At 66.9% G+C, this 14,831-nt stretch carries 9 protein-coding genes; 7 read left to right on the top strand and 2 right to left on the bottom strand.

Features of this window, described 5'->3' with window-relative positions; genetic code table 11:
• Window positions 1-41 precede the first annotated feature (41 nt).
• The 5 genes from AC5Y4F_RS01165 to AC5Y4F_RS01145 all read left to right on the top strand — a co-directional run bounded on the left by AC5Y4F_RS01165 (window position 42) and on the right by AC5Y4F_RS01145 (window position 10,459).
• On the top strand, window positions 42-3,230 hold the full coding sequence (locus AC5Y4F_RS01165; RefSeq protein ID WP_499995740.1) for an MFS transporter: 3,189 nt from the start codon (window positions 42-44) through the stop codon (window positions 3,228-3,230).
• On the top strand, window positions 3,223-4,104 hold the full coding sequence (locus AC5Y4F_RS01160; RefSeq protein ID WP_067939609.1) for a DegV family protein: 882 nt from the start codon (window positions 3,223-3,225) through the stop codon (window positions 4,102-4,104). The genes AC5Y4F_RS01165 and AC5Y4F_RS01160 overlap by 8 nt, the downstream gene beginning before the upstream one ends.
• Window positions 4,097-4,987: a DegV family protein gene (locus AC5Y4F_RS01155; RefSeq protein WP_067939300.1), complete on the top strand. Its 891-nt coding sequence runs from the start codon at window positions 4,097-4,099 to the stop codon at window positions 4,985-4,987. Before AC5Y4F_RS01160 ends, AC5Y4F_RS01155 begins: the two co-directional genes overlap by 8 nt.
• A 156-nt stretch (window positions 4,988-5,143) precedes the next feature.
• Window positions 5,144-6,007: a DegV family protein gene (locus tag AC5Y4F_RS01150; protein WP_067939303.1), complete on the top strand. Its 864-nt coding sequence runs from the start codon at window positions 5,144-5,146 to the stop codon at window positions 6,005-6,007.
• A 3-nt stretch (window positions 6,008-6,010) separates the two neighbouring features.
• Complete coding sequence (locus AC5Y4F_RS01145; protein ID WP_499994709.1) at window positions 6,011-10,459, top strand: protein kinase domain-containing protein; 4,449 nt, start codon at window positions 6,011-6,013, stop codon at window positions 10,457-10,459.
• A 3-nt stretch (window positions 10,460-10,462) separates the two neighbouring features.
• On the opposite strand, the gene AC5Y4F_RS01140 is transcribed toward AC5Y4F_RS01145, so the two are convergent.
• Together AC5Y4F_RS01140 and AC5Y4F_RS01135 are read right to left on the bottom strand one after the other, a co-directional pair.
• A complete protein-coding gene (locus AC5Y4F_RS01140; protein ID WP_499994707.1) occupies window positions 10,463-12,460 on the bottom strand; it encodes an ATP-dependent DNA helicase in 1,998 nt (665 codons plus the stop codon).
• Between the two features lie 72 nt (window positions 12,461-12,532).
• Window positions 12,533-13,849, bottom strand: coding sequence for a nicotinate phosphoribosyltransferase (locus AC5Y4F_RS01135; RefSeq protein WP_067939612.1), 1,317 nt, complete (start codon window positions 13,847-13,849; stop codon window positions 12,533-12,535).
• Window positions 13,850-13,914: 65 nt separating this feature from the next.
• Here AC5Y4F_RS01135 and clpS point away from each other — a divergent pair, with 65 nt between their 5' ends.
• Entirely contained in the window at window positions 13,915-14,220 is a 306-nt protein-coding gene (clpS, locus tag AC5Y4F_RS01130) for an ATP-dependent Clp protease adapter ClpS (RefSeq protein WP_067939312.1), read from the top strand.
• Between the two features lie 24 nt (window positions 14,221-14,244).
• A complete protein-coding gene (aosR, locus tag AC5Y4F_RS01125; RefSeq protein ID WP_499994703.1) occupies window positions 14,245-14,826 on the top strand; it encodes an oxidative stress transcriptional regulator AosR in 582 nt (193 codons plus the stop codon).
• Window positions 14,827-14,831 lie beyond the last annotated feature (5 nt).

Genomic DNA, 14,831 nt, shown 5'->3' with positions numbered 1-14,831 from the left:
TGCCCGGGGATACCGGAGCGGTCGCTAAATTCGACTCGGTCATGCACCTGCTCGGTGGACGACGCCTCGGCGCGAGACGGCCGGCGGTTCCGCTCACTCGACGTCGACAACCCTCACCGACGGCGGTGTTGCTGGTCGCGGCGTTCGGTGCCTTCCTCGCGTTCCTTGACTCAACGGTCGTCAACATCGCCTTCCCAGCCATCCAGCGGTACTTCCACAGCACCGATATCAGCAGCCTGTCGTGGATACTCAACGCCTACAACATCGCCTTCGCCGCGTTCCTGGTGGCGGGTGGCAGGCTTGCCGACTTGCTCGGTCGCAAGCGGATGTTCATCTACGGCGTGGTGTTGTTCACCGTCGCGTCCGTCTTGTGCGCCGCCGCCGACACCGTCGGCCAGCTCGTCGCATTCCGGGTACTGCAAGGCATGGGCGCCGCGGTCCTGGTGCCGGCGTCGCTGGCGCTAGTCGTCGAGAGTTTCGACGAGGCGCGCCGCGCGCACGGTGTCGGCTTATGGGGCGCGGCAGCCGCCATCGCGTCCGGTCTCGGGCCGCCGATCGGCGGCGCTCTGGTGGAGGCGTCGAGTTGGCGCTGGGTCTTTTTGGTCAACCTGCCGCTGGGCGTTGTAGCTGTGGCGGTGGCCCGGCGGCGACTGGTCGAGAGCCGCGCTTCGGGTCGCCGTCGCGTGCCCGACTTACGGGGGGCGGTGTTGCTCGCCGTCGGGCTCGGTTGCTTGACCCTCGGTTTGGTCAAGGGTCCGGACTGGGGCTGGGTCAGCCTGGCAACCGTCGGGTCATTCCTAGCCGCGGTGGTCGCGATGCTTGGGTTCGTGATGAGTTCGCGGAGTCATCCGACGCCGCTGATCGAGCCTGCTTTTCTGCGCATCCGGTCTTTCACGGCCGGCAACGCCCTGACGCTGATCGCCAGCGCCGGTTTCTACGCGTACCTGCTGACCCACGTGTTGTTCCTCAACTACGTGTGGGGTTACAACTTGTTGCGCGCGGGCCTGGCGGTGGCGCCGGCCGCGTTCGTCGCCGCTATCGTCGCCGCGGTACTCGGTCGCGTCGCCGACCGGCACGGTTACCGCCTCATCATCGTCGCGGGCGCGTTGATGTGGACGGGCAGCCTCCTGTGGTACATCGGACGCGTCGGGTCCAAACCCGATTTCCTCGGGCAGTGGCTGCCCGGTCAAATACTGCAGGGCATCGGGGTCGGGGCCACGCTGCCGATGCTCGGCAGCGCCGCCCTGGCTGGGCTGGCAGCGGGCGGCAGCTATGCCACCGCTTCGGCGGTGGTCAGCAGCACGCGCCAACTCGGCGCCGTGGTCGGCATCGCGTTGTTGGTCATTGTCGTCGGAACGCCGGCTCACGGTGCCACCGAAGCGACGTTGCGACGCGGTTGGGTGCTGGCAGCGGTCTGCTTTGCGATCGTCGCTATCGGCGGGGTGCTACTTGGCCGTACTCGCCACCTCGCCGCGATGGCCGACGCATCACAGCTTCCGCCGCAAGTCGATTCGCCGAAGTCGCCCTGGGCGCCCGGGCTGGTGTCCCTACCCGAGGTGCGGTCGGCCTCCGATGGTGAGATCGATCCGCTCGGCGGTCTCCCGCTGTTTGCGGGGCTGGATCCGGTCAGCCTGGCAGAGCTGCGAGACCACGCGGATCAGATCGACTTGGAGGCGGGGTCGTACCTGTTTCATGCTGGCGACGCGTCCGATTCTTTGTACGTTGTACGGAATGGTCGCCTACAAGTGCTCCAGAATGACGTCGTACTAACGGAATTGGGCCGCGGGGAGGTCGTCGGAGAGCTCGGATTGCTGATCGATGCGCCCCGTTCCGCATCCATTCGGGCAGTGCGTGACTCGACGCTCGTGCGGCTGACAAAGACCCAATTCGACAAGATTGCAAACTCAGGAGTCCTCGAGGCTTTGGTCCGGGTCTTGGCGACCCGGCTACACCAGGCCCCGCCCCCGGCATTTCCCCGTGCCCCGGCGCCTGAGGCGGTTGTGGGGGTCATCGGCCTCGATGAACACGCACCTGTAGCGATGGTGGCCACCGAACTGGTCACCGCGCTATCGGGGCGGTTGCAGGTGGCCGATCCCGGCCGGGTCGATCGCGATGGGTTGGAGCGCGCCGAACGGATCGCGGACAAGGTGGTGTTGCGCGCGGCGGCCGATGAGGCGGAATGGCGCGACTTCTGCCTGCGGTCGGCCGACCGGATAGTTCTGGTCACCGCTGATCCGGCACCGCCGTCGGCGCCGCTGCCGGCACGAGCGGCGGGCGCCGACCTAGTCCTCGCAGGAGCGCCCGCCAGCCGCGAACATCGGCGCCTGTGGGAGGAGTTGATAGCGCCTCGCTCGGTGCATGCCGTCGGCTCCGACGCGGCTGCCGATCTGCGCCCGCTCGCCGCCCGCATCGCGGGCCGCTCGCTGGGGTTGGTCCTCAGCGGTGGCGCGGCCCGGGCGTTTGCGCACCTTGGAGTGCTGGACGAGCTGGAGGCCGCAGGGGTCGTGGTCGATCGTTACGCCGGGACCAGTATGGGGGCAATCATCGCGGCGCTCGCGGCGACCGGTAAGGATGCAGCGGCCGTGGACGCCAATATCTACGAGTACTTCATTCGCAGCAACCCGACCAGCGACTACACGTTACCGAGCAAGGGACTGATTAGGGGGCGGCGTACCTTGGGCGCTCTCGACAGTGTCTTCGGGGGACAGCTAGTCGAGGAATTGCCGAAGGAATTCCGCTGTGTCAGCGTCGATCTGCTGGCGCGCCGGGCCGTCGTGCATCGACGAGGTCCGCTCGCCGATGTCGTCGGTTGTTCCCTGCGGGTGCCAGGTTTGTACGCACCGGTCGTCTACGACGGAGTGCTACACGTCGATGGCGGTGTGCTGGACAACCTCCCGGTAACGACGCTGGCGCGCCACGAGGGCCCACTGCTCGCGGTGAGCATAGGCACCGGTCAGCAGGCAACCCCCGCGGTCGCCACGAATCTGGCGCACTCACCGCGGGTGCCGAATGTCGTCGACACCCTCATGCGCACTATGACCATCGGCAGCGCGATGTCGACGTCCACGATGCTCGAGCAAGCCGATCTGGCGATCCACCCCGACACCAGCAGCATCGGCTTCCTCGAATGGCACCAGATTGACCGCGCCCGCGAGGCCGGCCGAATCGCGACCCGTGAAGCCCTGCCCCGCATCATGGAGGTCGCGCAGGGTGGATCTGCGCATGGCTGATGTCGCGGTAATGACCGACAGCACCTGCGCGTTGCCGCGTGCGCTGGTCGAAAGCCAAGGAATCACGGTTGTTTCGCTGTACTACGAGGTCGGCGGTGGCCCGCTGCGCGAGTCGGACTTCGACGGTGATTTCGGACGGTTCTACGCGGATTTAGACGCGTCGAAAAGCGTTGCGAAGACGTCACCGCCTACCGTCGAGGATTTCGTCACTGTCTGCGACCGGCTGTTGGAGCAGCACAGCGCAGTCGTCGCGGTCCTGATCTCATCGGGCCTGTCCGAGACCTGCTCGATGATCCGGCAGGCAGCTGCACGGCTGGAGTCCGAGGGCCGCGGTGGCGAGCGGGTGGTGGTGATCGACTCTGCCGGTGCGGCCGGCCAGTTGGGGCTTCAGGTGCTCGCTGCCGCGCGGGCGGCCGCCGCTGGGGAAGACGCGGCGGGGGTGGTTGCGGCGACGCGCCGGGCACGTCAGGAAGTCAGACAATGGGTCGTTCTCGACACGCTTGAATATCTGCGTCGCGGCGGCCGGATCGGCGGCGCCGCCGCATGGCTCGGATCGGCGCTCGACCTCAAGCCCATCTTGGTGGTCGAATCACAGTTCCGGGCCGTCGAACGCGTGCGCACGCGCAGGCGAGCTGTCGAGCGATTGGTCGAGTTGATGCAACAGCGGCGCGCGGTCGGCGCCGATCGGTGGTTCGTCCAGCACGCCGATGCGCGCGAGGACGCGAAGCGGTTGGCCGAGCGCCTCGCTGAGACGTTCGGCACCGAGCCAGAGTTCATCTCGGAGCTCAGCCCGGTGCTCGCGACACACACCGGTCCGGGGACGTTGGTTGCCGGAGGCCTTGCCGGAGCGGCATTGGAGGGTGCGTATGCCTGACGTCGCGGTGGTGACCGACAGCACCTGCGCGTTGCCGCGGGCGCTCGTCGACAGCATGGGCATCACGGTGGTGTCGCTGTACTACGACATCACCGGTGCCGCCTCGCCCACCGGCGGTCATGAGCTACCCGGGCGCGGGGAGCGTGAGTGGGACTTCGACGGTGATTGGGCACGTTTTTTTGCCGAACTGGACGGGTCGAAGTCCGTTGCGACGACCGGGCCTCCCAAGCTCGAAGATTTCGTTGCGGCCTATGAACGCCTGCTGCAGCAGCACAGCGCCGTGGTCGCGGTCATGCTTGGCTCAAACCTATCGCCGACGTGTGAGTTCGCACGGGAGGCGGCGGCGGGGGTGGACCCCGAGCGGATAGTGGTCATCGATTCGGCCGGCGTGGCCGGCCACCTGGGTTGTCAGGCGCTGGCTGCGGCGCGTGCCGCCGCGGCGGGAGCCGACCTGCAGGGCGTGACCGAGCAGGTCCGCCGGGCTCGCCAGGAGATCAGGCAATGGGTCCTCGTCGACACCCTTGAATACCTGAGGCGCGGCGGCCGGGTAGGTACCGCGGCCGCATGGATCGGATCGGCGCTGGACCTAAAGCCGATATTGATGGTCGAATCGGAGATGAAGGCCGTCGAACGAGTGCGCACGTTCAAGCGCGGCGTCGAACGCCTGGTTGAGCTGATGCGGCAGCGCCGGGCGGTCGGCGCCGATCGATGGTTCGTCCAGCACGCCCATGCGCACGAGGAGGCGCAGCGATTGGCCGAGCGTCTCGTCGGGCTGTTGGGCACCGAGCCGGAGTTCGTTTCTGCGGTCGGACCGGTTCTGGCAACTCATACCGGCCCCGGGATGTTGACCGTGGGTGGTCTTCCCAGTGCGGCGTTGGGTTAGCGAACCTCTCGGCCGCTGATCCCGGCTGAGTGCCAAGTTATTTAACGAAAGTCAGCAGACTGGCCCCGGCATTGGATCTGCGGCAGTACGCTTGCTGCGGTTAAAGGTCGTGGCCGGACATGTTCACGGTGTTCGGGAACCGACTGGAGTGCGCGCATGGCCGACGTCGCGGTGGTTACCGACAGCACTGGCTACCTGCCGCCCGCGCTCGTCGACAAGCTCGGTATCACGGTAGTGCCGCAGTACTACGACACCGGCGACGGACTGCGGCGCGAGTCGGAGTTCGACGGCGATTTCGGACGCTTCTATGCGGAACTGGACGCGTCGAAGAACATCGCGAAAACATCGGCGCCTGCGGTCGAGGATTTTCTCGCGATCTTCGACCGGCTGCTGCAGCAGCACGCCGCCGTGGTTTCGGTGCTGATCTCCTCTGGCGTTTCCGAGACGTGTTCGATGGCTCGACAGGCAGCCGCAAAACTGGAGGGCCAGGGCGGCGAACATGTGGTCGTGATCGACTCGGCCGGCTTCGGCGGACACCTTGGCCTCCAGGCGCTGGTGGCAGCGCGAGCCGCCGCCGGGGGAGCCGACTCGGAAGGTGTTGTCGAGCGCATACGCCAAGCCCGCAAGGAAGTCAAAGGCTGGGGCCTGGTGGACCGGCTCGACTACCTCCGCCGCAGCAACCGGGTGGGCACCGTAGCCGCGTGGGTCGGATCCGCGCTCGACCTCAAACCGATCCTGACGATCGAATCGGAGCTCAAGGCCCTCGAGCGCGTGCGCACCTACCGGCGAGGTGTAGAGCGGCTGATCGAATTGATGGTTCAGCGGCGCGCTGCGGGGGCCGACCGGTGGTTCGTCCAGCACGCATTTGCGCGCGAGGAGGCAAACCGGCTGGCCGAGCGTCTCGGCGAACTGTTGGGCACCGAACCGGAGTTCATCTCCGAGATCGGACCCGTTGTTGCAACGCACGTCGGTCCGGGGACGTTGTTGGTGGGCGGACTACCGGGCGCGGCGCTGAGGTAACCGATGAGTGCGCCCGCAAACGTGCAGTGCGGCAGGTGTGGGGCTGGGAACCGGCCTCAGGCCAAGTTCTGCGGCGAATGTGGCGGCCCGCTTGCGGTCGACATCGCATGCCCGGGATGCGGTGCCCGTAATCCGGGTTCCCAGCGCTTCTGTGACGAGTGCGGCACCGCGCTGAGCGGGCGGTCCGCGCCGGCGCAGCCCGCCGGCCCGCCGGTCCCTAAAACGCTTGCCGACGGCCGTTACAAGCTCGGCCACCTGCTCGGCGAAGGTGCCGGCAAGCGGGTGTACCTCGCCATTGACACCCGACTACAACGCGAGGTCGCCGCCGCCGTATTCAAGGCCGGCGGCTCGGATGAGACCGCCATGCGCCGCGCGCGCCGGGAAGCGGAGGCGATGGCGAAGCTTGGCGAACACCCCAACATCGTCAACGTCTACGACTTCGGCGAGGAGCAGGGACAGCTATACCTCATCAGCCAATACATGTCCGGCGGTGACCTCTACGGCCTGCTCTCAGACGCAACGGATCATCGGCTCGCCGTCGAAGAGGTGGTCCGGATCGGTGGGGACATCGCCAGTGGGCTCGCGCATGCACACGCCCAGGGTGTGGTGCATCGTGATGTCAAGCCGCAGAATGTGTGGCTGGCACCTGACGGCACCGCCAAGATCGGAGATTTCGGGCTCGCGGTCGCAGAGGGCGCAACCCGAGTGACGGCCGTGGGGACGGTGATCGGAACCGTTGCCTACATGCCGCCGGAGCAGGCGCTCGGACGGGGTTCCGACGCGCGTTCGGACATCTACTCCCTTGGTGCCCTCCTGTACGAATTGCTTTGTGGAGAAATACCGTTCGCGGGTGAGTCAGCGGCAGCGATTGTCTCCCAGCATGTTTCGACTGCTCCGGTCGCTCCGAGCGGGCATCGCTCCGGTGTGCCGGCGCCGCTCGACCAGTTGCTGCTCAGAATGCTGGCGAAGTCGCCGGAGGCGCGTCCCCAGCAAGCAGCCGAGGTTCGCGATGCCTTGGCGGCCATCACCGCTGCGGTTAGCGGTGGCGGTAGCGCGAATCAGGATATGGCGGCGCTCGACCGGATCACCGACAGCACCTTCCTCGGCCGCGAGCGAGAGACACACGAGCTTCGCGCCGCGATCGATGACGCTGTGGGGCGCCGCGGCCGCACGGTGCTGATAAGTGGCGAGTCGGGAATCGGCAAGACCCGGCTCGCGTCGGAGGCGGTGGCATATGCCGCCCTCCGGGGCGCGCAGGTCCTATGGGGGCGTTGCTATGCGGGCGCGGGTGCTCCTGCGTACTGGCCGTGGGTCCAAGTGATCCGAGACTATGCACGCGGTCACGATGCCGAGACGGTCGCTTGTGACTTGGGCTCTGGAGCGTTCGAGATCGCACAAATCGTGTCCGAGGTACGCGAACGGATGCCGGAGATCCCCGAATCGCCACCGCTGGACGCTGAACAGGCGCGCTTTCGGCTGTTCGACTCCGTGGCGCGGTTCCTGATCGGCGCCTCCGATCGCCAACCGCTTGCCATCTTCCTCGAAGACCTGCAACAAGCCGATCAACCATCGCTCATGCTGTTGGCGTTCGTCGTACGCGAACTGGCCCACTCACGCGTGCTCGTGCTCGGCACTTACCGCGACGACGAGCTTCCCGATGGCCATTACTTGAACGAAGTGATCGCCGGGCTCAGCAAGGAGCGGGGCTACGCCCGCATCAAGTTGCGAGGGCTCTCCGATCAACACGTCAAGGCGATGCTCGAAGCGGTGCTGCAGCAGCCGCTCGAGCGACGCCAAGAACTCGCACTTGCCGACGCCGTTTGCCGAGAGTCGGAGGGCAATCCGTACTTCACCGAAGAGATCGTCCGCCACCTGATCGACTCGGAAGTCCTCGACTGGCGCGATGGCCGGTGGGTTACCAACATCCGAGACGGTGAGGAGCTGGGCATCCCACGGGGTATCCACGAAGTGGTCTCTCGTCGGTTGGAGAAGCTGCCCACTGAGACACTCGAGCTGCTGTCGACCGCGGCGGTGATCGGCCGTGAGTTCGATCTCCCGATTCTGACGCACATCAGCGGGCTCGAAGCAGACGCAGTGTTGGCGCGGATGCAGCCGGCCCTCGATGGGGCGATCGTGCGGCAGTCTGCCGGCGAGCCGGGCCGGTACGGTTTCGCGCACGGTGCGACTCGCGACGCGCTGTACGACGACCTGCCCACGCTGCGCCGCTCCCAGCTGCATATCGCCGCCGGCGAGGCAATCGAGGTGATCTACGAGGACCGGATCGAATCCCACCTGTCTGCGATTGCTTTCCACTTCGCGAAGGCGGCTCCCTACGGCGATGCCGCAAAAGCAGCCGACTACGCGTGGTGGGCGGGCGAACGGGCGGCGGCGACGTATGCCTACGAAGACGCGGTGAGCCTCTACGCGACGGCGCTCCGGCTGTTCGACACGACGTCTGAGGTGGTGCCGCAACGCCGATGCGATCTGCTGCTGGCGCTCGGGGACGCCCGATGGCGGGCCGGCGAAGCCGAAGGTGCCCGTAAGACATTCAGCGAGGCGGCGACGATCGCGCGTGAGTTGGCGCTGAACGACCACTACGCGCGTGCGGCTCTCGGATACGGGGGTGGCCCGGGCGGCTTCTCGATCACGGACCGTGCCGACGAACAGCTGGTGGCGATGTTGGATGAGGCCCTCGAGGTGTTGCCGGCGCGCGACAGCGCGCTTCGAGTGACAGTCCTTTCCCGGCTTGCCCTCGAGCTTCGCTGCAAGGGTGCGCTGCCAGAAGCCGACCGGGCCAGCGCGCTGGCCATCGAAATGGCCGAACGCGTCGGTGACACCAAGATCTTGCTGCTGGCCATGCACAGCCGGCAGTGGTCGACATTGGGTCCCGACCGGATCGAAGAGGCGATTGCATCGGGCGAGGAGATGGCGCGGCTCGCTCGGATTGTCGGTGACCGTGACATGGAGTTCGAGGGCCACCAGTTGCGGCTGATCGCGCTTGCCCAGCTGGGTGATTTTCGGGCGGTCGATCAGGAGATCGCGACCTGTGACCGACTGGCCAACGAATTGCGCCAGCCCCGCTATCTGTGGCAGACGGCGGTGTTCCGCACGATGCGAGCGCTGATGCAGGGCCGCTATAAGGAGTCGGAGCGGCTCGCGCGGACTGCGCTGTCGATCGGCCAGCGCGCCGAGCGTGAGGTGGCAACGGTCGTCTTTGGCGCGCATTCTTTCCTGACCCGGCTCGCGGACGGCACTCTCGAACAGCTGCGCGACGTCGGCCGCGAAGCCGCCGCGCGTTACGGGCAGGCGTGGCCCGCGTCGTACGTGTGGTTGCTGACCGAGATCGGCCAGCTCGATGAGGCTCGCGCCAGGTTCACGGAGCTTACGGCCGACGGCTTCGAGGCGCTCAGGCGCGGCAGTGATTGGTTGACCTCGGTCTGCGTGCTGTCGATGGCGTCGATCCCCATCTGTGCCCGCGAAGCCGCAAACTCGCTTTACGAGCTGCTGGTGCCCTATGAAGATCGCTGCACTCTGTTTTTGGCCGGAGCCGGGTGCCTCGGCTCCAATCACACCTTCCTCGCCTTCGCAGCCTCGGCAGCGGACCGCCATGAGGACGCGGTGCGTCACTTCGAGCTGGCCCTGGCGCGAAATGCGGAGATCGGCTGTGACTACGTGACGCCTCGGGTCTGTTACGAGTACGCACGCATGCTGCTCAGCACGTCTGAGCCGGCGGATCGGGACAAGGCGATGGGCCTGATTGACCACGGAAATGCCGTCGCACAGCGGAACGGCATGCGCGTCGAGGTCGAGCGACTGCTGCGGCTACGCCGAGAGCAGGACGAGGTGAAGCGGGAACAGAAGCCGATGCAGGGGTGGTCGGTGATAGACGACGTTGCAGAGTCCGTCGAGGCGGACCGGCCCGACCTCAGCAAGGCGGCCGCTCCCGACGGAACAGTCACGATTATGTTCTCCGACATCGAAGGCTCGACGGTACTTGCCGAGCAACTCGGCGACGAACGCTGGTTAAAGCTTCTGCACCGCCACAACGCGGTCATCCGTCGCCAACTGGCAGCCCACAGTGGCTTCGAGGTCAAATCACAGGGCGACGGGTTCATGGTCGCCTTCGCCAGCGCCCGCAGCGCGCTGCGCTGCGCGATCGCTATCCAGCGTGATTTAGCGGCATACCGCGATCAGTCCGGTACCCAGGTTCTGCGCGTGCGAATCGGACTCCACACTGGAGAGGTGATTCGCGAACAGGAGGACTTTTTCGGGCACACCGTAATCCTCGCGGCTCGGATCGGGGCGAAAGCAGATGGGAACGGAATCCTCGTCTCGGCGGTGCTGCGTGGGCTGGTTGCGGGCAGTCACGAGTTCCAGTTCGGCGAAACGCGCGAGGAACAGCTCAAAGGCCTACGCGATCCCCAACGCGTGTACGAGGTCTGCTGGCAATAGGGCTCACGCCGACAGGCCCTCTTCCGACGGCGCTGCGGCGCGCAGACGCTGCAACGCCTGGCGCACCTGGTCGCCATTCGTGGTCTGCCAAAACGGCGGCAACGAGGCACGCAGGTAGCCGCCGTAACCGGCGGTGACCATGCGCGAGTCGAGCACCGCAACCACGCCGCGATCGGTGACGCGGCGCAACAACCGCCCCGCTCCCTGCGCCAACAGCAGTGCCGCGTGGTTGGCCGCGACCGCCATGAACCCATTGCCGCCGCGCGCGGCGACGGCCCGCTGTCGCGCCCCCAGCAGGGGGTCATCGGGCCGGGGAAACGGAATGCGGTCGATCAGCACCAATGACAGCGATGGCCCGGGCACATCGACGCCCTGCCACAGCGACAGCGTGCCGAACAGGGACGTCTGGGGGTCGGCGCTGAACTGCTCGACGAGTGCCGACGTGCTGTCGTCGCCCTGACACAGCACCGGCGTCGACAACCGTTCACGCATGGCATCGGCCGCCGCCCGGGCCGCCCGCATCGACGAGAACAAGCCCAACGTGCGCCCGTCGGCGGCGGCGATGAGCCCGGCGATCTCGTTCAGCTGCTCGGCGGAGCCAATGCCGTCGCGCCCCGGGGGCGGCAGATACGCTGCCACGTACAAAATTCCGGCTTTGGCGTGCTGGAACGGCGAACCCACATCGACGCCGCGCCAGTGCGCGTCGTCGCCGTCCCCGGCCGTCAATCCCCAGGCCGTGGCCATGGCGTCGAACGAGCCGCCGATGGTCAGCGTCGCCGACGTCAGCACCACCGTCGACCGCGAGAACACCCGGGATCGCAGCAGCCCGGCGACCGACAGCGGCGCCACCCGCAACACCGGGCGCGATGAGCCCCTGTTCTCCTCGTGCTCCAGCCACACCACGTCGGTGCGGTCGGGGATGGCCGGGCCGAACGATTCCAGCACGCGCGACGTGGTCTCCGATATCTCACTCAGTGCCGCAACGGCTTCGGCGCGCGCCGACGCCGCCCTGGGGTCGTTGGCGGTGTCGATCGCCGAGCGCGCCGCCGTCGCGACGTCGCGCAGCGCCGTCAGGTAGGTCGCCAGCTCCTCGTCGAGGCGATCGATGCGGCCCGGGGTCCCGTCGTGGATGACCGAGGCGAAGTTCGCCGTCGTCGCCTCCAGACGCTGGATCAACTCCGGCTCCACCAGTCGGGCGATTCGCCGGGCGGCCACGCCGAGGGAGGCCGACGTCAGCTCCGCGGTAGCCACCGATGTCACCCGATCCACCAGCTCGTGTGCTTCGTCGACGACCAGCAGCGCATGTTCGGGCAGCACCGCCGATTCGGCCACGGCGTCGATGGCCAGCAGCGCGTGGTTGGTGACGACGACATCGGCACGGCCGGCCCGGCTACGCGCCCGTTCGGAAAAGCACTCGGCGCCGAACGGGCAGCGCGCAACGCCGAGGCATTCCCGCGCGGAAACGCTGACCTGCGACCAGGATCGGTCCGGGACGCCGGGTTTGAGATCGTCGCGATCACCGGATTCGGTGTTCGACGCCCATTCGGTGAGCCGTTGCACGTCGCGGCCCAACCCGCTGACCGGCATGGGGTTGAAGAGTTCCTCCTGCGGCCGGCCGTCACCTTCTTCATCGTCGGCCGCCCCGCCGTTGTGAATTTTGTTCAGGCACAGATAATTCCGCCGACCCTTGAGCAACGCGAACTGCGGACGCCGGGGCAGCGCATCGGCCAGCGCGTCGACGAGCCGGGGCAGATCGCGATCGACGAGCTGGCGCTGCAGAGCGATCGTGGCCGTGGACACGACGACGGGGGAGTCGTCGTCCAGGGCGTGGACGATCGCCGGCACCAGATACGCGAGCGATTTACCGGTACCGGTGCCGGCCTGCACCACCAGGTGTTCCTCGGTGGCGAAGGCCTGTGCCACTGCGGCGGCCATCTCCTGTTGGCCGCTGCGTTCACTACCACCGAGCGCGGCCACCGCGGTGGCCAGCAGCTCGGACACGGAAACGTCAGACGTGGCTGCCCTCTTCGCTGTTTGGGGCGGCGCTCGCGCCGCGTCGTTTTTCGCGCGGCGCTAGCGCCGGCCGGCGGGAATCTGGGTCGTCGTGATCGCGGGATCGCCGTGCGACAAGTTCAATCCCTCCCACGGCAGACTGCGCAGCCCGGAAGTTACCAGTTCGCGCGCTGCGGCGAGGTTCGGTTTGAAAACCAGTTCGCCACCGCGGACCAACGGGACGGTCAGCACCCGCGCCGGTTCGGAGACGGTGGGCGGATGGCCGGCCGAGTACACCACCTCCTCGGTGATGATGCCGGAATCGCGCGACAGGCGTATCGCCTCCTTTCGCCCGCCAGGGGATTCCTTGTGGCTGCTGCGCTTTTGGACCGCCAAGCCGTCCACCTCGACCAGTTTGTACACCATGTTTGCCGTTGGGGCGCCCGAGCCCGTCACCAACGACGTGCCCACGCCGTAGCTGTCGACCGGCTCGGCGGCCAAGGCCGCGATGGAGAACTCGTCGAGGTCGCCGGAGACCACGATGCGGGTCCGGGTCGCCCCCAGCTTGTCGAGCTGTTCACGCACCTGGCGGGCCAGCACGCCCAACTCGCCGGAGTCGATGCGCACCGCGCCCAGTCCGGTCCCCGCGGCGGCCACCGCATTGGCCACCCCGGTCGTCACGTCGTAGGTGTCGACCAGCAGGGTGGTGTCCACTCCGAGCGCGTCGACCTGCGCCCGGAATGCGGCCAATTCGGTCGACTCCGCGGGAGAGTCGGTGTGCGCGTACAGCATGGTGAACGCGTGCGCGGCGGTGCCCTCGGTGGGGATTGCGTAACAGCGTTGTGCCTCCAGATTGGACGACGCCGCGAAGCCGGCCAGATAGGCGGCGCGGGCGGCCGCGACGGCGGCCTGTTCGTGGGTTCGCCGTGACCCCATCTCGATCAGCGGGCGTCCCCTGGCCGCGCTCACCATGCGCGCCGCGGCGGACGCGACCGCGGTGTCGTGGTTGAAAATCGACAGTGCCAGCGTCTCGAGCACCACGCATTCGGCGAATGTCCCACTCACCGACAGCACCGGGGATCCGGGGAAATACAGCTCGCCTTCGGCATAGCCGTCGATGTCACCGCCGAACCGGAATTCGCGTAGATACCGCAACGTATCCGGGTCGAGGAACTGCTCCAGCGACTGGCATGCCTGGTCATCGAAGGTGAACTGCGGCAGCGCTTCGAGCAGCCGGCCGGTTCCGGCGACCACGCCGTACCGGCGGCCTGCGGGAAGTCGGCGGGCAAAAAGTTCGAAAGTGGTTCGTCGATCGGCGGTGCCGTCTCGCAGCGCCGCCGCCAGCATCGTCAACTCGTACTTGTCGGTCAGCAGCCCAGTAACGACCGGGTCGTTCATTCCATAACGGTATCGGCTGCCGTTGGGGCTCGGTACGTCGTCCATCCCTCGGTATCGTGTAGGCCATGGTTGTTATGTCAGCGCCCACTAAGCCGGGCACTACAGGACAACGAGAGACCGCTCCGGTAGAGACCACGGCGAGTCCGTGGGTCACGATCGTCTGGGACGACCCGGTCAATCTGATGACCTATGTGACGTATGTTTTCCAGAAGTTGTTCGGCTACAGCGAGCCGCACGCCACCAAGCTGATGTTGCAGGTGCACAACGAAGGAAAGGCCGTGGTGTCCGCCGGCAGCCGCGAATCCATGGAAGCCGATGTGTCCAAGCTGCACGCCGCCGGTTTGTGGGCGACGATGCAGCAGGACCGCTGAACGTCGAGGCGCTGGCGATTCCCTGTGCGCAAATGGAAGCGGGTCGAGACCGCTAGCGGTCCCCGTTTTCGGTCGTCTCTGGCATCGCATGAGGCCGCCCTGCTCAAGAACTTGGCAACGGCGATGATCGGCTTGCTCGACGAACGTGAATCTTCATCGCCCGCAGACGAACTCGAGGAGATAACGGGCATCAAGACCGGCAACGCCGATCCCCCGAGGGACCCCACGTTGCGTCGGCTGCTGCCCGACTTCTACCGGTACCACGACGGGGACACCGCGCCGCCCGATGACGCGGATAGCCTGAACGCGGCACTGCGCAGCCTGCACGAGCCCGACATCGTCGACGCCAAACGCCTTGCCGCACAGCGGTTGTTGAGCACGGTTCCCCACGACGGCGGCCGTTTCGAGCTGACCGAGGACGACGCGAACTCCTGGGTCGCTGCGGTCAACGACATTCGGTTGACCCTCGGAGTCATGCTCGAGGTCGGGCCGGAGGGCCCGGAACGCCTACCGGCCGACCATCCCCTGGCCGTGCACTTCGACGTGTATCAGTGGCTGACGGTGTTGCAGGAGTATCTGGTCCTGGTGCTGATGGGGCCCCGATGACTGGC

This window comes from Mycobacterium sp. NGS56, assembly GCF_059812425.1.
The sequence above is the reverse complement of the archived record's forward strand: the minus strand, read 5'-3'. Positions and strand labels throughout refer to the sequence as shown.

Bases quoted from the DNA above. Each gene is read 5' to 3' on its own strand.
- AC5Y4F_RS01155 (WP_067939300.1), top strand. From the start codon at position 4,097: ATGCCTGACGTCGCGGTGGTGACCGACAGCACCTGCGCGTTGCCGCGG.
- AC5Y4F_RS01165 (WP_499995740.1), top strand. From the start codon at position 42: ATGCACCTGCTCGGTGGACGACGCCTCGGCGCGAGACGGCCGGCGGTT.
- AC5Y4F_RS01150 (WP_067939303.1), top strand. From the start codon at position 5,144: ATGGCCGACGTCGCGGTGGTTACCGACAGCACTGGCTACCTGCCGCCC.
- AC5Y4F_RS01145 (WP_499994709.1), top strand. From the start codon at position 6,011: ATGAGTGCGCCCGCAAACGTGCAGTGCGGCAGGTGTGGGGCTGGGAAC.
- AC5Y4F_RS01135 (WP_067939612.1), bottom strand. From the start codon at position 13,849: ATGAACGACCCGGTCGTTACTGGGCTGCTGACCGACAAGTACGAGTTG.
- clpS (WP_067939312.1), top strand. From the start codon at position 13,915: ATGGTTGTTATGTCAGCGCCCACTAAGCCGGGCACTACAGGACAACGA.
- AC5Y4F_RS01160 (WP_067939609.1), top strand. From the start codon at position 3,223: ATGGCTGATGTCGCGGTAATGACCGACAGCACCTGCGCGTTGCCGCGT.